At 73.1% G+C, this 20,551-nt stretch carries 20 protein-coding genes; 13 read left to right on the forward strand and 7 right to left on the reverse strand.

Annotated features, from left to right (window positions below; genetic code table 11):
- The first annotated feature begins 54 nt into the window (after window positions 1-54).
- The 4 genes from ML5_RS07770 to serA all read left to right on the forward strand — a co-directional run bounded on the left by ML5_RS07770 (window position 55) and on the right by serA (window position 5,515).
- Complete coding sequence (locus tag ML5_RS07770) at window positions 55-1,950, forward strand: acetolactate synthase large subunit (RefSeq protein WP_013474319.1); 1,896 nt, start codon at window positions 55-57, stop codon at window positions 1,948-1,950.
- Between the two features lie 62 nt (window positions 1,951-2,012).
- Entirely contained in the window at window positions 2,013-2,528 is a 516-nt protein-coding gene (gene ilvN, locus ML5_RS07775) for an acetolactate synthase small subunit (RefSeq protein WP_013284504.1), read from the forward strand.
- 57 nt (window positions 2,529-2,585) lie between these two features.
- Window positions 2,586-3,599, forward strand: coding sequence for a ketol-acid reductoisomerase (gene ilvC, locus ML5_RS07780; RefSeq protein WP_013474320.1), 1,014 nt, complete (start codon window positions 2,586-2,588; stop codon window positions 3,597-3,599).
- A gap of 317 nt (window positions 3,600-3,916) precedes the next feature.
- Window positions 3,917-5,515, forward strand: coding sequence for a phosphoglycerate dehydrogenase (serA, locus tag ML5_RS07785; RefSeq protein WP_013284506.1), 1,599 nt, complete (start codon window positions 3,917-3,919; stop codon window positions 5,513-5,515).
- Window positions 5,516-5,575: 60 nt separating this feature from the next.
- Here serA and ML5_RS07790 read toward each other — a convergent pair whose 3' ends face one another.
- Window positions 5,576-5,929 (reverse strand): hypothetical protein, encoded by a 354-nt coding sequence (locus ML5_RS07790; RefSeq protein WP_030270079.1) that lies wholly within the window; start codon window positions 5,927-5,929, stop codon window positions 5,576-5,578.
- 324 nt (window positions 5,930-6,253) lie between these two features.
- Complete coding sequence (locus ML5_RS07795; RefSeq protein ID WP_013474321.1) at window positions 6,254-7,126, reverse strand: FAD:protein FMN transferase; 873 nt, start codon at window positions 7,124-7,126, stop codon at window positions 6,254-6,256.
- Between the two features lie 218 nt (window positions 7,127-7,344).
- Between ML5_RS07795 and ML5_RS07800 the strand changes: the two genes are divergently transcribed.
- Complete coding sequence (locus ML5_RS07800) at window positions 7,345-8,376, forward strand: 3-isopropylmalate dehydrogenase (RefSeq protein WP_013284509.1); 1,032 nt, start codon at window positions 7,345-7,347, stop codon at window positions 8,374-8,376.
- A 188-nt stretch (window positions 8,377-8,564) separates the two neighbouring features.
- Window positions 8,565-9,659, forward strand: coding sequence for a branched-chain amino acid aminotransferase (locus tag ML5_RS07805; protein WP_013474322.1), 1,095 nt, complete (start codon window positions 8,565-8,567; stop codon window positions 9,657-9,659).
- Window positions 9,660-9,711: 52 nt separating this feature from the next.
- Here the strand turns inward: ML5_RS07805 and ML5_RS07810 are convergent, their stop codons facing one another.
- From ML5_RS07810 to ML5_RS07825, 4 genes are all read right to left on the reverse strand, one after another.
- Window positions 9,712-10,452 carry a tyrosine-protein phosphatase gene (locus ML5_RS07810; protein ID WP_013474323.1) on the reverse strand — a complete coding sequence of 247 codons (741 nt, stop codon included), beginning with the start codon at window positions 10,450-10,452 and terminating at the stop codon, window positions 9,712-9,714.
- A gap of 51 nt (window positions 10,453-10,503) precedes the next feature.
- Complete coding sequence (locus ML5_RS07815; RefSeq protein ID WP_013284512.1) at window positions 10,504-10,968, reverse strand: hypothetical protein; 465 nt, start codon at window positions 10,966-10,968, stop codon at window positions 10,504-10,506.
- A 193-nt stretch (window positions 10,969-11,161) separates the two neighbouring features.
- A complete protein-coding gene (locus tag ML5_RS07820) occupies window positions 11,162-11,692 on the reverse strand; it encodes a carboxymuconolactone decarboxylase family protein (protein WP_013284513.1) in 531 nt (176 codons plus the stop codon).
- A gap of 2 nt (window positions 11,693-11,694) precedes the next feature.
- On the reverse strand, window positions 11,695-12,255 hold the full coding sequence (locus tag ML5_RS07825) for a peroxiredoxin (RefSeq protein ID WP_013474324.1): 561 nt from the start codon (window positions 12,253-12,255) through the stop codon (window positions 11,695-11,697).
- A 315-nt stretch (window positions 12,256-12,570) separates the two neighbouring features.
- Here ML5_RS07825 and cimA point away from each other — a divergent pair, with 315 nt between their 5' ends.
- Entirely contained in the window at window positions 12,571-14,169 is a 1,599-nt protein-coding gene (cimA, locus tag ML5_RS07830) for a citramalate synthase (protein WP_013284515.1), read from the forward strand.
- A gap of 1 nt (window position 14,170) precedes the next feature.
- Here cimA and ML5_RS07835 read toward each other — a convergent pair whose 3' ends face one another.
- Window positions 14,171-15,154 carry an endonuclease/exonuclease/phosphatase family protein gene (locus tag ML5_RS07835; protein ID WP_013474325.1) on the reverse strand — a complete coding sequence of 328 codons (984 nt, stop codon included), beginning with the start codon at window positions 15,152-15,154 and terminating at the stop codon, window positions 14,171-14,173.
- 289 nt (window positions 15,155-15,443) lie between these two features.
- On the opposite strand from ML5_RS07835, the gene ML5_RS07840 reads away from it, so the two are divergent.
- From ML5_RS07840 to ML5_RS07865, 6 genes are all read left to right on the forward strand, one after another.
- Complete coding sequence (locus ML5_RS07840) at window positions 15,444-15,965, forward strand: hypothetical protein (RefSeq protein ID WP_013284517.1); 522 nt, start codon at window positions 15,444-15,446, stop codon at window positions 15,963-15,965.
- 192 nt (window positions 15,966-16,157) lie between these two features.
- Window positions 16,158-17,207, forward strand: a complete 1,050-nt coding sequence (locus tag ML5_RS07845) for a MoxR family ATPase (RefSeq protein WP_013284518.1) — start codon at window positions 16,158-16,160, stop codon at window positions 17,205-17,207.
- Window positions 17,204-18,220, forward strand: coding sequence for a DUF58 domain-containing protein (locus tag ML5_RS07850; protein WP_013474326.1), 1,017 nt, complete (start codon window positions 17,204-17,206; stop codon window positions 18,218-18,220). The genes ML5_RS07845 and ML5_RS07850 overlap by 4 nt, the downstream gene beginning before the upstream one ends.
- Complete coding sequence (locus ML5_RS07855; RefSeq protein ID WP_013474327.1) at window positions 18,217-19,176, forward strand: VWA domain-containing protein; 960 nt, start codon at window positions 18,217-18,219, stop codon at window positions 19,174-19,176. The genes ML5_RS07850 and ML5_RS07855 overlap by 4 nt, the downstream gene beginning before the upstream one ends.
- 39 nt (window positions 19,177-19,215) lie before the next feature.
- Window positions 19,216-20,076 carry a S1C family serine protease gene (locus ML5_RS07860; RefSeq protein ID WP_013284521.1) on the forward strand — a complete coding sequence of 287 codons (861 nt, stop codon included), beginning with the start codon at window positions 19,216-19,218 and terminating at the stop codon, window positions 20,074-20,076.
- 174 nt (window positions 20,077-20,250) lie between these two features.
- A complete protein-coding gene (locus ML5_RS07865; protein ID WP_013284522.1) occupies window positions 20,251-20,547 on the forward strand; it encodes a hypothetical protein in 297 nt (98 codons plus the stop codon).
- Window positions 20,548-20,551 lie beyond the last annotated feature (4 nt).

Genomic DNA, 20,551 nt, shown 5'->3' on the forward strand with positions numbered 1-20,551 from the left:
CCGTCCCATCCTGAGAAGCGCGTCACCCACTCACTTCCGAAGGCTTGAACCGCCATGACGAGACCCACGCCAGAGACCCTCGCCCACTCCGCCCGCCGTGCCCGCTCCGGCACCGGCGCGGCCGGTGACTCCGACCCCGCCGCCCGCCCCGGCCGTACCGTCCCGGCGGCCGCCACCACCGAGACGCCCGTACGGGAGCCCGCCACCGCGGAGGTCTCGGGCGCCGGTTCGCTCGTGCGGTCGCTGGAGGCGCTCGGCGTCGACGTGGTCTTCGGCATTCCGGGCGGCGCGATCCTGCCCGCCTACGACCCGCTCTACGACTCCACGGTCCGGCACATCCTGGTCCGCCACGAGCAGGGCGCCGGGCACGCGGCCACCGGCTACGCGCAGGCCACCGGCCGGGTCGGCGTCTGCATCGCCACCTCCGGCCCGGGCGCGACGAACCTGGTGACGCCGATCGCGGACGCGTACATGGACTCGGTCCCGATGGTGGCGATCACCGGGCAGGTGGCCCGGCCGTCGATCGGCACCGACGCCTTCCAGGAGGCGGACATCCAGGGCATCACGCTGCCCATCACCAAGCACAACTTCCTGGTGCAGACCGCCGACGAGATCCCCCGCGTGCTGGCCGAGGCTTTCCACCTGGCCGCGACCGGCCGGCCCGGCCCGGTGCTCGTCGACATCCCGAAGGACGTGCTCCAGGCGCCGGCGACCTTCTCCTGGCCGCCCACGCTCGACCTGCCCGGCTACCGGCCGACGCTGCACCCGCACGGCAAGCAGATCCGCGAGGCGGCCCGGCTGATGACCGGCGCCCGCCGTCCGGTCCTCTACGTCGGCGGCGGCGTGCTCAAGGCCGGCGCCACCGAGGGGCTGCGCAAGCTGGCCGAGCAGACCGGCATCCCGGTGGTCACCACGCTGATGGCGCTGGGTGCGTTCCCCGACTCGCACCGCCAGCACCTGGGCATGCCCGGCATGCACGGCACCGTCGCCGCGGTCTACGGCCTGCAGAAGGCCGACCTGATCGTGGCGCTGGGCGCCCGCTTCGACGACCGGGTGACCGGCAAGCTGGACTCGTTCGCGCCGGACGCGACTGTGGTGCACGCCGACATCGACCCGGCCGAGATCGGCAAGAACCGGCACGCCGACGTCCCGATCGTGGGTGACGCGCGGCACGTGATCGACGAGCTGATCGCCGCCGTCACCGCCGAGCAGGCCGCGCACCCGCCGGCCGACCTGACCGACTGGTGGGCCCAGCTCGACGACCTGCGCGAGCGGTACCCGCTGGGCTTCGAGGAGCCGGCCGACGGCACGCTCTCCCCGCAGTACGTGATCAAGCGGCTGGGCGAGATCGCCGGCCCGGACGCGGTCTACGTGGCGGGCGTCGGCCAGCACCAGATGTGGGCCAGCCAGTTCATCTCGTACGAGAAGCCGCACACCTGGCTCAACTCCGGCGGCCTGGGCACCATGGGCTACGCCGTCCCGGCCGCGATGGGCGCGAAGGTCGGCAAGCCGGAGACCACTGTGTGGGCGGTCGACGGTGACGGCTGCTTCCAGATGACCAACCAGGAGCTGGCCACCTGCGCGCTGGAGGGCATCCCGATCAAGGTCGCCGTGATCAACAACGGCAACCTCGGCATGGTGCGGCAGTGGCAGACCCTGTTCTACGGGGAGCGCTACTCCAACACCGAGCTGGGCACCCACAAGCACCGCATCCCGGACTTCGTCAAGCTCGCCGAGGCGCTCGGCTGCGTCGGGCTGCGCTGCGAGAACGCCGCCGACGTGGACAAGACCATCGAGGCGGCCATGGCGATCAACGACGCGCCCGTGGTCATCGACTTCGTGGTCGGCAAGGACGCGATGGTCTGGCCGATGGTCGCCGCCGGCACCAGCAACGACGAGATCATGTTCGCCAGGGGTGTTCGCCCCGCGTTCGACGAGGACGAGCTCTAGGTCATGACCGAATGCACCGAGCGCAGCGAGGGCCATGAGGGCATGACGAGGAAGGCACAGCTATGACTATGCACACGCTGTCCGTGCTGGTGGAGAACAAGCCGGGTGTCCTGGCCCGGGTCTCCGGGCTGTTCTCCCGGCGCGGGTTCAACATCGACAGCCTCGCCGTGGGCGAGACCGAGAACCCGGACGTCTCGCGCATCACCATCGTGGTCAACGCCGAGTCCTCGCCGCTGGAGCAGGTGACCAAGCAGCTCAACAAGCTGGTCAACGTACTCAAGATCGTGGAGCTGGATCCGCAGGTGTCGGTGGCGCGGGAGCTGCTGCTGGTCAAGGTCCGCGCGGACCGCGCGGCCCGCGCCCAGGTGCTGGAGACGGTCGGCCTGTTCCGCGCCCGGGTGGTCGACGTCGCGCCGGACACGCTGACCATCGAGGCCACCGGCACGCCGGACAAGCTCGACGCGCTGCTGCGCGACCTGGAGCCGTTCGGCATCAAGGAGATGGTCCAGTCCGGCACCGTGGCGATCGGGCGGGGTTCGCGGGCCATCACCGCCGGCCCGGCCCTGCGCGCCGCCTGATCCGTACCCACAAGTTTTCGACGGGCCGACGGGCACCGCCGTACGAAAGGGAAGTCAATGAGCGTTGAGGTGTTCTACGACGACGACGCCGACCTGGGCCTGATCCAGGGCCGCAAGGTCGCCGTGATCGGGTACGGCAGCCAGGGCCACGCGCACGCGCTGTCGCTGCGCGACTCCGGCGTCGACGTGGTGATCGGCCTGCCCGCCGGTTCGAAGAGCCGGCCGAAGGCCGAGGAGCAGGGCCTGCGGGTGCTCACGCCCGCCGAGGCGGCGGCCGAGGCCGACGTGATCATGATCCTGGCGCCGGACACCGCCCAGCGTGGTCTCTACGCCGACGCCATCGCGCCGAACCTGGCCGCGGGCAAGGCACTGTTCTTCGGCCACGGCTTCAACATCCGGTACGGCCTGATCAAGCCCCCGGCCGACGTGGACGTGGCGATGGTCGCCCCGAAGGGCCCCGGTCACCTGGTCCGCCGCCAGTACGTCGACGGCAAGGGCGTGCCCTGCCTGGTCGCGGTCGAGCAGGACCCCAGCGGCAACGCGTTCGGCCTGGCCCTGGCGTACGCCAAGGCGATCGGCGGCACCCGGGCCGGCGCGATCCGGACCACGTTCACCGAGGAGACCGAGACCGACCTGTTCGGCGAGCAGGCGGTGCTGTGCGGTGGCGCGGCGGCGCTGGTGCAGACCGGTTTCGAGGTGCTCACCGAGGCCGGCTACGCGCCCGAGGTGGCCTACTTCGAGTGCCTGCACGAGCTGAAGCTGATCGTCGACCTGATGTACGAGGGCGGCATCGCCCGGATGCGTTACAGCATCTCCGACACCGCCGAGTACGGCGACCTGTCCCGTGGCCCGCGCGTCATCGACTCGCGGGTCAAGGACGAGATGCGCAAGATCCTCGGTGAGATCCAGTCCGGCGAGTTCGCCCGCGAGTGGGTGGCCGAGGACGAGGCCGGCCGGCCGAACTTCGCCAAGTGGCGGGCCGAGGGCGCGGCGCACCCGATCGAGGAGACCGGGCAGAAGCTGCGGGCCATGATGAGCTGGGTCGACCGGCCGATCACCGAGACCGCCTGAGCTTCTCCCTCGTGCGGCCCGCGGCCCGACGCTCTCCCCGGCGTCCGGCCGCGGGCCGCCGTTCGTTCACGTGCTGGGACACGGTGAGTAACGCCTCGTCCCGCACCGCCCCCGGTGAACGGGGGATGACAGGCGTGCGACGGACCTGTGTGAGGGCGCTCACCCCGCAGTCCGCGACCCGGAGAGCGGGCAGGCACCTACCATTCCTTGGTGTGGTGCCCGAGCGCACCCGACGGCCGTGGCACGGATCGGCGCAGGGCGCAGCGCGGCGTCCCGGCGCCCCAGGCCGAACCATTACCGAGCGTCTACGAGGACCGATGAATCCTGTCGTACTGATCGCCGAAGAACTCGCCCCCGCCGCCATCGAGGTGCTCGCGCACGACTTCGACGTGCGCCACGTGGACGGCACCGACCGCCCCGCTCTGCTCTCCGCCCTCTCCGAGGCCGACGCGGTGATCGTACGCAGCGCCACCCAGATCGACGCCGAGGCGATCGCCGCCGCACCGCGGCTGAAGGTGGTCGCCCGGGCCGGCGTCGGTCTGGACAACGTCGAGGTGCCGGCCGCCACCGCCCGGGGCGTCATGGTCGTCAACGCGCCCACCTCGAACATCGTCTCCGCCGCCGAGCAGGCCGTCGCGCTGCTGCTCGCGGTCGCCCGCAACACCGCCAGCGCCAGCGCCGCGCTCAAGGCGGGGGAGTGGAAGCGGTCCAAGTACACCGGCGTCGAGATCCAGGGCAAGACCGTGGGCGTGGTCGGCCTCGGCCGCATCGGCGTGCTCTTCGCGTCTCGCATCGCCGCGTTCGGCACCCGGCTGATCGCGTACGACCCGTACATCCAGCCGGCCCGCGCGGCGCAGCTCGGCGTCCGCCTGGTCGGGCTGGAGGAGCTGCTGCGGGAGAGTGACTTCATCTCGATCCACCTGCCGAAGACGCCGGAGACGGTCGGCCTGATCGGCGAGAAGGAACTGGCGATCGTCAAGCCGGGCGTCCGGATCGTCAACGCCGCCCGCGGCGGCCTGGTCGACGAGCAGGCGCTCGCCGACGCGATCGCGGAGGGCCGGGTCGCCGGCGCCGGTGTCGACGTGTACGCCAAGGAGCCGTGCACCTCCTCGCCGCTGTTCGCCTTCGACAACGTGGTGGCCACCCCGCACCTGGGCGCCTCCACCAACGAGGCGCAGGACAAGGCCGGTCTCGCGGTGGCCAAGAGCGTCAAGCTCGCGCTCCAGGGCGAGTTCGTCCCGGACGCCGTGAACGTGCAGGCCGGCGGCGTGGTCGCCGAGGACGTCCGCCCGCTGCTGCCGCTGGCCGAGCGGCTGGGCCGGGCGTTCACCGCCCTGGCCGGCGGGGTGGCCGCCAGCGTCACCGTCGAGGTGCGCGGCGAGATCGCCGCCCACGACGTGTCGGTGCTCAAGCTCGCCGCGACCAAGGGGCTGTTCAGCTCCGTGGTGGAGGAGCAGGTCACCTACGTCAACGCGCCGCACCTGGCCGCCGAGCGGGGCGTCGAGGTCACGCTGGCCACGCCGGGCGAGACCGTCGACCACCCGAACCTGGTGACCGTGCGCGGGGCGCTGCCGGACGGGCGCACCGTCCGTGTCTCCGGCACCGTGGCGCACACCGGCACCCGCGACGTGTTCAAGCTGACCGAGGTGGACGGTTTCGACGTGGAGATCGGCGCGGAGGGCATCCTGGTCTTCCTGCGCTACGCGGACCGGCCCGGCGTGGTCGGCACCGTCGGCACGCTGCTCGGCGAGGCCGGCGTCAACATCGCGGCCATGCAGGTGGCCCGCCGCGAGGCCGGTGGCGAGACGCTGATGACGCTGACCGTCGACCAGGCGCTCGGCGCCGACCTGCTCACCTCCGCCGCCGACTCGATCGGCGCGGTCGCGGCCAGCGCGGCCGACCTGCGCGACGTGTAGTCCGGACAGGACATATCGGGGCCCGGCCGGATCGGCCGGGCCCTTCGTCGTCCCGGTGGGTCAGGAACGGACGCGGGCCGGTGGCGGGTAGACCGAGCCGTCCTGCGCGTCGAAGAGCATCAGGTCGTGCTCGCCGGCCAGCCGCTCGACGTCCAGCAGGACCTGATCGGGGCAGGCCGGGTTCAGGTTCATCTCGATGTGGTCGGCCGCCGTGTGCAGCGGCGCCTCCCACGGCGTACCGGGCCGGGCCGGGCGGTCCGGATAGCTCGCCGTGATCGCCCGGTAGAAGGCGACGAGTCGCGGGTCGGGGTGCTGCTCGCCGTGGCGGCCCTCGCGGCACTGCTGCACGGCCGCCCGCACCTGCTCCGGTGTCGCCCCGTTCGGCAGGGCCCACACGCTCAGATCGAAACTCACGGCGGACAGCGTGCCATCCCGGGCCCGGCCCGTCACCTCTGCCCCACCGTGCGTTCACCGCTGATTGCCGACATCGTTCACCAGGCGTCCGCTGTGGAGACTCTTGCGTCGAGTTGCGTCGATTCGCTAGCGTACCGATGCGGTTTCCGCTGAGTCGATCCCCGGCCCGTCTTCGGGTGGCGCGGTCGGGCGCCCGGCCCCTCGGCCCGCACCCCTCGATTGCGCGAGCCACGCGCACTCGTCGCTGACCGGCCCTCACGGTCGTTGCCGAGACCGTGGGGGCCGATCGCGCTCCCGGCCGGTGTCGTGCGGGCCGACGGCGACTCAGCGCCGGTGGTGCGCGAACAGCGGGCGGTAGTCCGTGTCGTGACGGAACCAGGCCAGCCCGGCCGGTCCGGCGGCGTACAGGGCGGTGGCGTAGGCGTCGGCGACGGCGAGGTTCGGGCCGAGCACAGTGGCGGCCACGAGCCGGTCGGTCGGCTCGCCGGTGTGCGGGTCGATGACGTGCCCCCGCCGGCCGGTGACGCCCGAGGTGCCGACCGCGCCCGTCGTCATCTCCAGCACGACAGGTGTCCGGCGGGTGTCGGTGGGGTGGTGCACGGCGACGCGCCACGGGCCGCCGTGGGCGGCGTGCCCGCGTACCGTCAGGTCGGCGCCGCTGAGCACGGCGTAGTCGTGGATGCCGGCGGCGCGCAACCGCGCCGCGGCCCGTTCCACCGCCCAGCCGCCGAGCAGGCCGCCCGGGTCGAAGCCGCCCGGCACGGCCCAGGCGTCGAACCAGCCGTCGGTCGCCGCCCGCATCGCGGCGCAGAGGTCGATCAGGTCGGCCAGCGGGGGGTACGAGTCGGGACTGATCTCGTCGCGGCGCAGCCGGGAGACGAGGCTGTCCGGCCGGTTCGGGCCGTAGGTGAGGTCGACGGCGCGCAGCTCGGCGACGGCGTCGCGCAGCGCCTCGCTGACCGCCCGGTGGCCGAACCACTCCGGCGCGTTGAGGAGCATGGTGTAGTCGGCGGTCGAGGTGGTGACGGTGTGGCGGACGCTGATCCGGCCGGACGCCGCGGCACCGGACCGCTCGACGCGGTGGTTCGTGGCGCCCAGGTGCAGGTCCGGGCGGGTCGGGCGGAACGCGGACTGGTCGACCCAGCGGGTACGTGGCTGCTCGTCCGCCCAGTGGGCCCGCCGGTGCTCGATCCGCATGACACCTGCCCCCTCGGTGGTCGCCGCTACGTCGCGGCGGTGCCGCATTCCGGGCCCCCGTCGACCCGTGAACTCGACCCTAAGCAGTGGAGATGACCGCACCATGAATGTCGGCTGGGAGCCTCCTGTGATTCGCCGTCCCGGATGATGGAAGATTCGTACCGGGGGCCGGGACGGCGACGTACGGTTGCGCCTAACGACGAGACGAGGAGCGCCAGGTGGCACACATCGCGGTGGTGGCCGGCGACGGCATCGGACCCGAGGTGGTCGCGCAGGCCCGCAAGGTCCTCGACGCGGTGGTGCCCGGGATCGAGGCCACCGAGTACGACCTGGGCGCGGCGCGCTATCACCGCACCGGCGAGGTGCTGCCCGACTCCGTCCTCGACGAGCTGGCCGGTCACGACGCCATCCTGCTGGGCGCGGTGGGCGACCCGACCGTGCCGCCGGGTGTGCTGGAGCGCGGTCTGCTGCTGAAGCTCCGGTTCGCCTTCGACCAGTACGTCAACCTGCGCCCGTCCCGGCTCTGGCCCGGCGTGGCCGGTCCGCTCGCGGCGGTCAAGCCCGGCGAGGTCGACCTCGTGGTGGTCCGCGAGGGCACCGAGGGGCTGTACGCGGGCGCCGGCGGCGCGCTGCACCGGGACACCCCGGCCGAGGTGGCCACCGAGGAGAGCCTGAACACCCGGCACGGCGTCGAGCGGGTGATCCGCGACGCGTTCGCCCGCGCCGGCCGCCGGGAGCGGCGCAAGGTCACGCTCGTGCACAAGACGAACGTGCTCACCCACGCCGGGTCGCTCTGGGCGCGCGCCTTCGCCGCGGTGGCCGCCGAGCACCCGGACGTGACCACGGAATACCAGCACATCGACGCCGCAGCGATGTTCCTGGTGACGAACCCGTCCCGGTACGACGTGGTGGTCACCGACAACCTGTTCGGCGACATCCTCACCGACATCGCCGCCGCCGTGACCGGTGGCATCGGGCTCGCGGCCAGCGGCTGCATCAACCCCGAGGGGCGCTACCCGTCGATGTTCGAGCCGGTGCACGGCTCGGCGCCGGACATCGCCGGCCAGGGCGTCGCCGACCCGGTCGCCGCGGTACTGTCCGCCGCGCTGCTGCTGGACCAGCTCGGCCACGCCGACGCCGCCGCCCGGGTCACCGCCGCGGTCGGCACCGAGCTGGCCGGGCGTACGCCGGGGACGCCACTGCGCACCGAGGAGGTCGGCGACCGGCTCGCCGCGTACGCCGTAGCCTGACCGGGCCGACCCTGCTGGCGGCCCGGTACCGGGCCGCCAGACCCGTCACCGGGCCCACCCGACCGTCCGGCGCGTCGCATCCGCCGGGGCGGAGCTATCCGCTGAACGACCGTTCGGGGTAAGTTTCTGGCACCAGTGACGTCGGCGTGCGATCCCGCATGCCGTGAACCCGCAGGGAGGTCAGCGCGATGAGCGGTGGTGACATGCTCGATTTCGAGATCCGTCCGAATCCCGCGCCGGTATCCGCCGCCGACCGGGCCGCCCTGCTGGCGAACCCGGGCTTCGGCCGGGTCTTCACCGATCACATGGTCACCATCCGCTACGCCGAGGGCAAGGGCTGGTACGACGCCCGCCTGGAGGCGCGCGCGCCGATCCCGATGGACCCGGCCGCGGCGGTGCTGCACTACGCGCAGGAGATCTTCGAAGGGCTGAAGGCGTACCGCACCGGTGACGCGGTGACCATGTTCCGTCCCGAGGCCAACGCGGCCCGGTTCGCCGCGTCGGCCCGCCGGCTGGCCATGCCGGAGCTGCCGGAGGAGACGTTCGTGGAGTCGCTGCGCCGGCTGGTCGAGATCGACCAGGCGTGGATTCCCGAGCACGAGGACGCCAGCCTCTACCTGAGGCCGTTCATGTTCGCCAGCGAGGTCTTCCTCGGTGTGCGCCCGGCCAACGAATACCTCTACTGCGTGATCGCCTCGCCGGCCGGTGCGTACTTCGCCGGTGGCGTGAAGCCGGTGACGGTGTGGGTCTCGCCGGACTACACCCGGGCCGCGCCCGGCGGCACCGGCGCGGCCAAGTGCGGCGGCAACTACGCCGCCTCGCTCGCCGCGCAGGCCGAGGCGATCGAGGCCGGCTGCGACCAGGTGGTGTTCCTGGACGCGGTGCAGCGGCGGTACGTCGACGAGCTGGGCGGCATGAACGTCTTCTTCGTCTACGACGACGGCAGCATCGTCACCCCGCCGCTGGGCGGCACGATCCTGCCGGGCATCACCCGCGACGCGATCCTCACCCTCGCCGCGGAGGCCGGGCACGAGGTGCGGGAGGCGCCGGTCGCCTTCGACGACTGGCGGGCCGACGCGGCGAGCGGGCGGCTGCGCGAGGTCTTCGCCTGCGGCACCGCCGCCGTGATCACCCCGATCGGCGGCGTGCGCTTCCCCGACGGCGAGTTCCTCATCGGCGGCGGCGAGCCGGGCCGGGCCACGATGGCGCTGCGGCAGAAGCTCGTCGACATCCAGCGCGGGCGTGCCGCCGACCCGTACGGCTGGGTCACCCGGGTCCTCTGACGGCGCTTCGCGGTGATCGAGGGGTTCGCTCCTCGATCACCGCGAGGCCGGGTCAGTCCAGGAGATGGGTGCGGAGGGACTCCACCTGCGCCTCGGTGACGCCGGCGTGGGTCAGGTAGCCCTCGACGGACCCGTAGCCGGTGCGCAGTTCGGCGAGGAACAGCTCCATCGCCTCGGCCGGCGATTCCAGGAACGGCGGCGGCGGTTCCTCCGCGTCCGGCAGCGTGGCCCGGACCCAGGCGGTGAAGCGCTGCGACGCGGCGGTGCTGAGCGCGTAGTCGGCTACCACGTCCTCGTCGGGCACCCCGAGCACTGCCAGCGTGAGCGCGCAGACGATGCCGGTGCGGTCCTTGCCGGCGACGCAGTGCACCACCACCGGGGCGTTGGCGCTGTCCGCGATCAGCCCGACCGCCTCGGCGAGCCCGGCGGTTCCGGTACGCGCCAGGTCGGCGTACCGGTCGGCCAGGTAGCGGGCCAGGCTGACGCCGGAGGCGTCGAACCGGTTCGCACCCCAGTCGGCGTGCTCGGGGTGGATGTGCCGGTAGGTCAGCCCGTCGTAGTCGGGCACCCGCCCGTCACGTTCCACCTCGGACGGCCGGCGCAGGTCGATGACGGTACGGATGCCGAGCGCGGTGAACGCGCTCCGGTCGGTCTCGTCGATGCGGTGCAGCGAGTCGGAGCGGTAGAGCCGGCCGCGGCGGACCGTGCGCCCGTCCCGAGCGGCGTATCCGCCGACGTCGCGGAAGTTGAACAGGGCGGGGAAGGGGCTCTGCGCGGCGTCCACATCCGACACGGTAACGGCCGGCGGGGCGTTCGTCCGTCCCCGCCGGCCGTCGCCGGGATGTCAGGCGCGCGGCGGCACGTCCGGCGGCAGCGCCGAGTGGTTCTCGCCGTAGTAGCCGCCCAGCCGGTCCCGGTAGCCCGGTTCGGCGTGGCTGGACTCGTCGTACTCCGGGGCGGCCTTGATCTGGTCCTTCTCCCGGTCGACGTGCACGGTGCGGGCGTCGTGGTCGACGTGGTTCACGGTCCCGGCCGGGAGCATCACCTTCTTGCCGAAGATCCACGGCCCGGTGTCCACGACCAGGTAGCTGTCGTCCACCTCGTGGCTCGCCCGGTCGATCTTGCCGATGGCGCCGTCGGTGGCCTCGACCTTGTAGCCGGTCAGGTCGGCGCTCGCCACACCCGCCTCGTCGCGGTAGCGCCACGGGTCGAAGGCGCCCGCCGGGGCGCCCCCGGCGACCGTGCCCCGGCCGTCGTCGAGGATCGGCTCGGTGCCGCCGTGCGTGGCGCGCGGGTCCAGTCCGTCCATGTGCCGCCTCCCGTCCCCAGGGCCGCGGCCGTCGCGGCGCCGTCGTCAGTCGGGAGGGTTACCCACCCTGTCCGGGCACCAACCCGCCGGCGGCCGGCCCGCCGACGCCGAGGGGCCGGCGCCACGGTGGTGACGCCGGCCCCTCGGGTCGTCGGCCCGTGCGGTGCCGGTCGGGCACGTGCGGGCCGGTCGATCAGGCCAGTGCGGCCTCCGCGTCCAGGGTCACCGCGGCGGCGTGTACGACGGCGGCGATCCGCAGCCCCTCGTGCACCTGCTCACGGCTGAACCCGGCCGCGCGCAGCGTCTTCTCGTGCGACTCCAGGCAGACGCCGCAGCCGGTGATCGCCGAGACGGCGAGGCACCACAGCTCGAAGTCGGTCTTCTCCACACCGGGGCGGGCGATGATCTGCATTCGCAGCCGGGCCGGCAGCGACGCGTACTGCTCGTCGCCGATCAGGTGCTTGGCCCGGTAGTAGACGTTGTTCATCGCCATGACCGCCGCCGCGCCCTTGGCCGCCTCGACCGCCTCGGGCGTGAGGTGACCGGCCGCCTCGGCGGCGATCTCCCGCAGCACCACCGGGTTGCGGGCCGCCACCGCGCAGGCCAGGGCGGTGCCCCACGCCTGCTCCGGCTTCAGCGTCGAGGTGGTGATGGTGGAGCCGAGGTTGAGCCGGATGTCCTTGGCGTACTCGGGCAGGCCCGCCTTGATCGCGTCCAGGCCCATGGTCAGGCCCCGGCGCCGGCGAGAAGCGCCTTGGCGTCGAGCGTCGCGCCGCCGGAGTTCCAGTTGCACGGGCACAGCTCGTCGGTCTGAAGGGCGTCGAGCACCCGCAGCACCTCGGAGACGTTGCGGCCGACCGAACCGGCGGTCACCATGACGAACTGGATCTCGTTGTTCGGGTCCACGATGAAGGTGGCCCGCTGCGCGACACCGTCGGCGCCGAGCACGCCGCAGGCGGAGGTCAGCTCACGCTTGATGTCGCTGAGCATCGGGAAGGGCAGCTCGCGCAGGTCCGGGTGGTCCTTGCGCCAGGCGTAGTGGACGAACTCGTTGTCGACGGAGACGCCGAGCACCTGGGCGTCGCGGTCGGCGAACTCGCCGTTGAGGCGACCGAACTCGGCGATCTCGGTGGGGCAGACGAAGGTGAAGTCCTTCGGCCAGAAGAACACGACGCGCCACTGGCCCTCGTGGGACTTGTGGTTGATCGTCTCGAACGCCTTGTCGGCGTCGAGCGACACGCAGGCGGTGAGTTCGTACTCGGGGAAGTGGTCACCGACAGTGAGCACGGGTCCTCCTTGAACGTGGCCGGGCGGGGTGGCCGGGCCAGTAACTGGATCAGTTCAAGATTCTTCCGTAGCCCCGTTTGCGCTCGTGGCGGGCGGTGGCCGGGTGTGAAGACGATCACCGCACGCGCGATCGTCCCGGAATATGGGTTTCGCCTCCCAAAATCGGGGCCGGGGTGGCAGAGTACGGGTCGTGACCAGCTTCGTCCTGATCATTAGCAGCTAGCGCGCCGGCCCTTCCCCCGCCGAGCGCGCAGACCTCCCGCATCCGCGGGGGGTCTTTTTGTTTGCTCCCCAGGGCACGAGAAGAGGACTCCGATGACGTTCCAGGTGTACGACACGACGCTGCGCGACGGCGCGCAGCGCGAAGGGCTCACGTACTCGGTGGTCGACAAGCTGGCGGTGGCCCGCCTGCTCGACGACCTCGGAGTCGGCTTCATCGAGGGCGGCTGGCCGGGCGCGGTGCCGAAGGACACCGAGTTCTTCCGCCGCGCCCGTACCGAGCTGGAGCTGCGGCACGCGATCCTGGTCGCCTTCGGGGCCACCCGCAAGGCCGGCCTCGCGGTCGAGGACGACCCGCAGGTGCGCGGCCTGCTCGACGCCCGGACCCCGGCCGTGGCCCTGGTCGCCAAGGCGGACCTGCGGCACGTGGAGCGCGCGCTGCGCACCACCGCCGAGGAGAACCTCGCCATGATCCGCGACACCGTGTCGTACCTGGTGGCGCAGGGGCGGCGCGTCTTCGTCGACGGGGAGCACTGCTTCGACGGGTTCCGGTTCGACCCGGGCTACACCGCCGCCGTGGCGGAGACCGCGTTGGCTGCCGGCGCCGAGCGGTTCGTGCTCTGCGACACCAACGGCGGCATGCTGCCCTCCCAGGTCACCGCCGTGGTCGAGCAACTGGTGGCGCGGACCGGCATCGCGCCGGAACGGCTCGGCATGCACGCGCAGAACGACACCGCCTGCGCGGTCGCCAACACGATCGCCGCGGTCGAGGCGGGCGTCCGGCACGTGCAGGGTACCGCCAACGGGTACGGCGAGCGCCCCGGCAACGCCGACATCTTCGCGATCGTCGCGAACCTCCAGCTCAAGCTGGGCATGCCCGTCCTACCGGAGGGCTGCCTGGAACAGATGGTGCGGGTCTCGCACGCCATCTCCGAGATCGCCAACATCGCCCCCGACACCCACCAGGCCTACGTCGGGGCCGCCGCCTTCGCTCACAAGGCGGGGCTGCACGCGAGCGCGATCAAGGTCGACCCGTTGCTCTACAACCACGTGGAACCCGCTGTGGTGGGCAACGACATGCGGATCCTGGTGACCGAGATGGCCGGCCGGGCCAGCATCGAGCTCAAGAGCCGCGAGCTCGGTCTGGACCTGGCCGGCCATCCGGACGCCCTGTCCCGGGTCACCGGGCGGGTCAAGGAGCTGGAGGCCGACGGCTGGTCGTTCGAGGCCGCCGACGCCTCGTTCGAGCTGCTGGTCCGCTCCGAGCTGCCGGATGCCGCGCCGGCCCGGCCGTTCGCGCTGGAGTCGTACCGGGTGATCGTCGAGCACCGCGAGGACGGCGCGGTGGTCTCCGAGGCGACGGTGAAGATCCGGGTACGCGGCGAGCGGGTGATCGCCACCGCCGAGGGCAACGGTCCGGTCAACGCGTTGGACGAGGCGCTGCGGGTCGGCCTGGCCCGGCACTACCCGGAGCTGCGCGAGTTCGAGCTGGCCGACTACAAGGTGCGCATCCTGGAGGGCAGCCACGGCACCGGCGCTGTCACGCGCGTACTCGTGGAGACCGCCGGCGCCGGCCGCGACTGGACCACAGTGGGCGTGCACCCGAACGTGGTCGAGGCCAGCTGGCACGCCCTGGTCGACGCGCTCACCTACGGCCTGGACCGGGCCCGGGTGCCGGGCGGGAGCGCGGCCTGACTCACCCGGCCGGCAGGCGCAGCTCGGCCAGCAGCGCGCGGTGGTCGCTGCCCGGCACCGGGTAGGTGCGGGCGGCGCGCACCGCGATGCGCCTGTCCACGAGGACGTGGTCGATGGTGACCGGCGGGATCGGGTCGCCGTCGTACGGGCCCCAGGTGCCGCCGAACCCCGCCCCGGCCGCGTCCGCCGCGTCGGTGTAGCCGGTGGCGATCAGGTCCCGCAGCGCCGCGTGGTCGAGCGTGGCGTTGAAGTCGCCGGCCAGCACGCTCAGCCCGCCGTCCGGGGTGGCAGGCGGCTGGGCGCGCTGGTCGGTCCACCAGTCCGGCACCACGTGCGGGGCGTACGGCGCGGCCGGGTGCGCCGACTCCACCCGCAGCGGTGGCGCACCCGGGACGGTCAGCGTGGCGTACGCCTGGGTGAAGAAGAAGCCCTTGTTGCGCCGGTGACCGGTGTCGCGCAGCGGGTGCCGGGCGTACACGCCGGAGCCGGTCGAGCCGACCTCGGGGGTCAGCGACCGGTGCGGCAACAGCTCGGCCAGGCCGAGCCGGTCCAGCTCGGCCGCCAGCGGCGGGGTGAGCTCCTGCACCGTGAGGACGTCGACCCGCCGAGTCCGGACCAGGTCCACGAGCGCCGCCGGGTCGGCCGAGCCGAGGCGCAGGTTGGCGGTGAGCAGCCGCAGCGTCGGCCCGTCGGCGGCGGGCCGGTCGCCGGGGACCGCACGGGGCGCCACCGTGCCGATCAGCGCCAGCGCGGCCAGCACCGCGACCACCGCCGGGGTGCGGCGCCGCAGGGCGAGTGCCGCCACCGCCACGACCGGGGCCACAGCGGCGGCGTACGGCGTGAACGCGACCGCCTGCACCAGCGGACCGCGTTCCAGCCCGGTCAGGCGTACCAGCGCCCACGCGGCGACCGGTGCGACGGCGAGCCAGCATGCGGCGGTGGCCAGGCGGCCGCCCCGGGTGCCGGCCCGGGCTGGTCGCGGCATGGTGATCACGACGGTGAGGCTACCCGGAGCCGGGTCGGCGCGATGCCCTCCGAAACAATTTCGTGAATTGTTCCTCGCAATTTTCCGGGCATCTTTGCCGATCGGTCGGACACGCAATAACGCTATTGACCGCCCACATTTTCCGGTGCTAGGTTCCACCTGGTTGAGACGTCGCGACTCTCTGTAGTAAGGCCAGCTCACGAGCGGTGCGCTCCCGAGCGGATACCCGATGATCCGCAATTTGACGCGCGCAGTCGCCGTATCACCACGGTCTACAAAGGGAGAACTCATGGCCACATTCTTCAAGCGGAAGGCGACGGTGGTGGCGCTTGCCGCGCTGTCGCTCAGCCTGGCCGGTGGCGGGATCGCCGCTGCCGCCCAGCCGGAGGCGAAGCCGCAGCCCGGCCCGCGGCACTCCACGGCGCAGCCGCCGGTGACCGCCGTCGAGCGGCAGGCCGCCCGGACCGCGATGCGGGCCACCCTGGCCCCGCCGGCCGCCGGCCAGGTCGCCTGGGCCGTCGTGGCGGCCAACGGCACGCTGTTGCAGCACTCCGGCAACGTCGTGTCCTCGTTCCGGTTCACCCCGGGCATCGGGGTGTCGCCGGGGCAGTACCAGGTGCTGCTGGACTACAACGTGTCCGCCAAGGCGTACGTGGCGACCATCGGCACGAACGACACGGCGAACGTGCCGCCGGCCGGTGAGGTGTCGGTCGCGCCCCGCACGCTCACCCCGAACGCCGTCTTCGTGCAGACGCGCAGCTCCTCCGGCAGCGCCTCGGACCGGCCGTTCCACCTGGTCATCGCCAACTGATCCGTCCGGCCCCGCACCGGCCCCCGCTCCGGCGGGGGCCGGTGTCGTGTTCCGTGCCCCTCCGGCCGGTGCCGCGCCGCTTCGTGTCGTTCCCGCCCGGCTGGGGAGAAGCTGCCGGTCCGGCCCGCCGACCACCGCCCAGGGGCCGATAATCCGACGTTTGTCGCCGGTCCGGCCCGGGAAGCAAGCACCGTGACGGACATCTCGGACACCCCGGCCAGCGTGCTCAGCCCGGTCGACGCCGACGCGAGCGGCGTCGAGCTGGAACAGACCCTCGTCGAGGTCAAACGCGTGATCGTCGGGCAGGATCGGCTCGTCGACCGCCTGCTCACCGCCCTGATCGCCGACGGGCACTGCCTGCTGGAGGGCGTACCGGGGGTGGCCAAGACGCTGGCGGCGCAGACACTCGCCACAGTGGTCGGTGGCACGTTCTCCCGGATCCAGTTCACCCCCGACCTGGTCCCCTCCGACATCGTCGGCACGCGCATCTACCGTGCCTCCACCGAACAGTTCGACGTGGAGCTGGGGCCGATCATGGCGAACCTGGTGCTCGCCGACGAGATCAACCGGGCCCCGGCCAAGGTGCAGTCGGCGTTGCTCGAGGCGATGGCCGAGCGGCAGGTCTCCATCGCCGGCCGGAGCTGGCCGGTGCCGGACCCGTTCCTCGTCCTGGCCACCCAGAACCCGATCGAGTCCGAGGGTGTCTACCAGCTCCCGGAGGCACAGCGCGACCGCTTCCTGATGAAGGTGGTGGTCGACTACCCGAGCGACGCCGACGAGCTGGCCATCCTCTACCGGATGAGCACCGACCGGCCCACCGCGCGTACCGTGCTCGACCCGGTCCGGCTGCGCGAACTCCAGCGCCGCGCCACCGACGTCTTCGTCCACCACGCGCTCGCCGAGTACGTGGTCCGCCTCATCCTCGCCACCCGCGACCCGGAGCGCTTCGGCCTGCCCGACGTCGCGCCCCTGCTGGCGTACGGGGCCAGCCCCCGGGCCACGCTCGGCCTGGTGGCCGCCGCCCGCGCCCAGGCGCTCATCCACGGCCGGGACTACGTGCTCCCCGAGGACATCCGGGAACTCGCGGTGGACGTGCTGGCGCACCGGCTCGTGCTCTCCTTCGACGCGATCGCCGACGGGATCTCCGGCGAGGACGTGGTGCGCCGCGTGATCGAGGCGGTGCCGCCGCCCCGGCTGGTGAACGGGCCCACCGAGACGGTGAACGACCTGGCGGCGGCATGACCGGCGAGGCCGGACCCGGGCTCGCCGATCTCGCCCCGGACCAGCGGCTGCGCCGGCTGGAGCTGACGGTGACCCGGCGGCTCGACGGGCTGCTGCACGGCCGGTACCGCGGCCTGCTCCCCGGACCGGGCAGCGAGGCGGCCGGCAGCCGCGAGTACCGCCCCGGCGAGGACGAGGTACGCCGGATGGACTGGGCGGTCACCGCCCGGACCACCGTCCCGCACGTCCGGGAGGTCGACGCGGACCGGGAACTGACCACCTGGCTGCTCGTCGACGCCAGCCCCAGCATGGAGTACGGGACGTCCACGCTGGACAAACGGGAACTGGCGGTGGCCGCCGTGGCGGCGATCGGCTTCCTCACCGCGGGAGTCGGCAACCGGCTCGGCGCCCAGGTGCTCACCCCGCGCGGGTTGCGCCGGTTCCCGGCCCGCAGCGGGCGTACCCATCTGCTCGGGCTGCTCCGCGCGCTGCTCGGCGCTCCGCGTACCGGCGACCTGCCGGACTCCGACGGCGCGGGCGCGGCCGGCGCGGGCCGGACGGACGCGGTGCCGGGCCTGGCCGACGGGCTGGACGGCCTTCAGCGTGTCGCCACCCGGCGCGGGCTCGTGGTGATCGTCTCCGACTTCCTCGACGAGCTGCCCGACGACCCGGACGCGGCGCCGCCGCCGTGGGCCGCCGCGCTGCGCCGCCTCGCGGTACGGCACCAGGTGCTCGCCGTCGAGGTGACCGACCCGCGCGAGCTGGAACTGCCGGACGTCGGCCTGGTCACGCTCGTCGACCCGGAGAGCGGCCGGCACCGCGAGGTGTGGACCGGTGACCCGGGCCTGCGCGAGCGGTACGCGCATGCCGCCGCCGAGCAGCGCGACCAGGTACGCCGCACGCTGCGCCGGGCCGGCGCGACCCACCTGGCGCTGCGCACCGACCGGGACTGGTGCGCGGACGTCGTCCGGTACGTGCACGAGCAGCGCCGGCTGGCCACCGTGCCGGCCGCGGCCCGCGGAGGTGTCGCATGACCTGGCAGTCACCCGCCCGCCTCTGGCTGCTGCTCGCCGTCGTCGTGCTGGTCGCCGGCTACCTGGTGCTGCAACGGCGGCAGAGCCGGTACGCGGTGCGCTTCACCAACCTGCGCCTGCTCGACCGGGTCGCCCCGCGCCGCCCGGCCTGGCGGCGGCACGTCCCGGCGGGCCTGTTCCTCGCCATGCTGGCGCTGCTCGTGGTCGGGTTCGCCCGGCCCGAGGCGGAGGTGCGGGTGCCCCGGGAGCGGGCCACGGTGATGGTCGCGGTGGACGTCTCCACCTCGATGCTCGCCGGTGACGTGGACCCGGACCGGCTGACAGCGGCCAAGGAGGCGGGCCGGCGGTTCGTCGACGGGCTGCCGGACGAGTTCAACGTCGGCCTCGTCGCGTTCGCCGGCAGCGCGGCGGTGCTGGTGCCGCCGAGCACCGACCGGGAGGCGCTGCACGACGGGATCGGGCGGCTGGCCGAGGGCATCACCGGCGTGCAGGGCACCGCCATCGGCGAGGCGATCAGCACCTCGCTCGGCGCGGTCAAGAGCCTGGACGCCACCGCCGCCAAGGATCCGCCGCCGGCCCGGATCATCATCCTCTCCGACGGCGCGAACACCTCCGGCATGGACCCGATGGAGGCCGCCGACCAGGCGGTCGCCGCGAAGGTGCCGGTGCACACCATCTCCTTCGGCACGCCCGGCGGCTCGGTCGACCGGGGTGGCCGGGCGATCCAGGTGCCGGTGGACGGCCAGACGCTGCGGGCGGTCGCCGAGCAGACCGGCGGGGGCTTCCACGAGGCGTCCACCACCGCCGAGCTGAAGGACGTCTACGAGGACATCGGCACCTCGGTCGGCTACCGCACCGAGCGGCAGGACATCTCGGCCCGCTTCATCGGCCTCGGGCTGGTCCTGGCGATGGGCGCCGCGGCCGGCTCGCTGCGGTGGTTCTCCCGGCTGCCCTGACCCGCACACCACTACCGCACGACATGTGAGGAGCCAGGCATGGCAGTGCAGACCGGACTCGGCGAGCCACGCGGACCGTGGTTCGTCTCGCCGGAGCTGGACCCGGACGGGCGCGGCTACCGGGACGTACCCGGGGGCGGGCCGGAGGCCGGGCGGCGTAGCGTGCGCCACCGGCTGCTGAGCGTGGCGGCGGTGGTGGCGCTCTCCACCGTCTCCGGCGCGGCGGCCGGCACCTGGGCGGCCGACCGGGGCGCGCCGGGACCGGCAGCGGCGTCCGCCGCGCCGGTGCCGGCGGAGCTGATCACCGCCGCCGGCAAGACGGTGCCCGGGGTGGTGTCGGTGATGGTCGGGGGCCGCTCCGGCGCGTCCGCGTCCGGCTCCGGGTTCGCCATCGACAACGAGCAGCACATCGTCACCAACGACCACATCCTGGCCCGGGGCGGTGCCGGCGCGGTGACTGTGGAGACGTCGGACGGACGGCGCTTCCCGGCCGAGGTGGTGGGCCGGGAACCGGCCAGCGACCTGGCCGTGCTGAAGGTGCCCGCGTCGGCCGGGTTGCCGCCGTTGCCGCTGGCAAAGGCGAACTCGACGAGAGTGGGGGAGCCGGTGCTCGCGGTCGGGTCGCCGCTCGGGCTCGCCGGGACGGTCACCGCCGGCATCGTCAGCGCGCTCAACCGGCAGGTACGGATCGGCAACGGCCGGCACACGGCGGTGCAGACCGACGCCTCGATCAACCCGGGCAACTCCGGTGGCCCGCTGGTGAACGCGCGCGGTGAGGTGGTCGGCGTGAACACGGCGATCGCCACCATCGACGGCAACGGCTCCATCGGTATCGGCTTCGCCATCCCGATCGACCAGGTCCAGCAGACCGCCGACACCATCATCGGCCGGGGCGGCTGAGTCGTCTGCGCGGCCACCCGCGCGGGCCCGGCCTGGCGCCCGCGCGGGGTTGCCCTGCCGCCCCTCCCGGCGCTGACCTGCACAAGCGTCGCAAGATCGGTGCGAAGTGTCGGATATCCGGCGTGGGATCATTGGGCCATAGAAATATTACGCTGAGTATGAATACTGGCGGAGGTGGAGCAAGCTGTCATTGCGGCCCTCCTCGTGGTGGGCCTGATCATCGGCGCCGGTGTCGGCGCGTCCTACGCGCGTGCGAAACGCGGCTGGACCGACTACCAGACCATCCGGACCAGCGTCCCCGGCGCCCGGCGCAACGCCTGGCTCGCGATCCGGGGCGTCGTCGTCAAGCTCGCGGTGATCGCCCTGCTGCTCGTCGGCGCGGCCGCGTACGCGGCGTCCGGCGGCGGCGAGGAACGGGCCGGTCCCACGCCGAGCGCCACCCCCACCCCGAGTCACCGCGCCGGGCGCTAGCCTC

This window comes from Micromonospora sp. L5, assembly GCF_000177655.2.
Classification (GTDB): domain Bacteria; phylum Actinomycetota; class Actinomycetes; order Mycobacteriales; family Micromonosporaceae; genus Micromonospora; species Micromonospora aurantiaca.

Bases quoted from the DNA above. Each gene is read 5' to 3' on its own strand.
- ML5_RS07815 (WP_013284512.1), bottom strand. From the start codon at position 10,968: ATGGACGGACTGGACCCGCGCGCCACGCACGGCGGCACCGAGCCGATC.
- serA (WP_013284506.1), top strand. From the start codon at position 3,917: ATGAATCCTGTCGTACTGATCGCCGAAGAACTCGCCCCCGCCGCCATC.
- ilvC (WP_013474320.1), top strand. From the start codon at position 2,586: ATGAGCGTTGAGGTGTTCTACGACGACGACGCCGACCTGGGCCTGATC.
- ML5_RS07840 (WP_013284517.1), top strand. From the start codon at position 15,444: ATGGCCACATTCTTCAAGCGGAAGGCGACGGTGGTGGCGCTTGCCGCG.
- cimA (WP_013284515.1), top strand. From the start codon at position 12,571: ATGACGTTCCAGGTGTACGACACGACGCTGCGCGACGGCGCGCAGCGC.
- ML5_RS07855 (WP_013474327.1), top strand. From the start codon at position 18,217: ATGACCTGGCAGTCACCCGCCCGCCTCTGGCTGCTGCTCGCCGTCGTC.
- ML5_RS07820 (WP_013284513.1), bottom strand. From the start codon at position 11,692: ATGGGCCTGGACGCGATCAAGGCGGGCCTGCCCGAGTACGCCAAGGAC.
- ilvN (WP_013284504.1), top strand. From the start codon at position 2,013: ATGACTATGCACACGCTGTCCGTGCTGGTGGAGAACAAGCCGGGTGTC.
- ML5_RS07770 (WP_013474319.1), top strand. From the start codon at position 55: ATGACGAGACCCACGCCAGAGACCCTCGCCCACTCCGCCCGCCGTGCC.
- ML5_RS07795 (WP_013474321.1), bottom strand. From the start codon at position 7,126: ATGCGGATCGAGCACCGGCGGGCCCACTGGGCGGACGAGCAGCCACGT.
- ML5_RS07850 (WP_013474326.1), top strand. From the start codon at position 17,204: ATGACCGGCGAGGCCGGACCCGGGCTCGCCGATCTCGCCCCGGACCAG.
- ML5_RS07805 (WP_013474322.1), top strand. From the start codon at position 8,565: ATGAGCGGTGGTGACATGCTCGATTTCGAGATCCGTCCGAATCCCGCG.
- ML5_RS07835 (WP_013474325.1), bottom strand. From the start codon at position 15,154: ATGCCGCGACCAGCCCGGGCCGGCACCCGGGGCGGCCGCCTGGCCACC.
- ML5_RS07860 (WP_013284521.1), top strand. From the start codon at position 19,216: ATGGCAGTGCAGACCGGACTCGGCGAGCCACGCGGACCGTGGTTCGTC.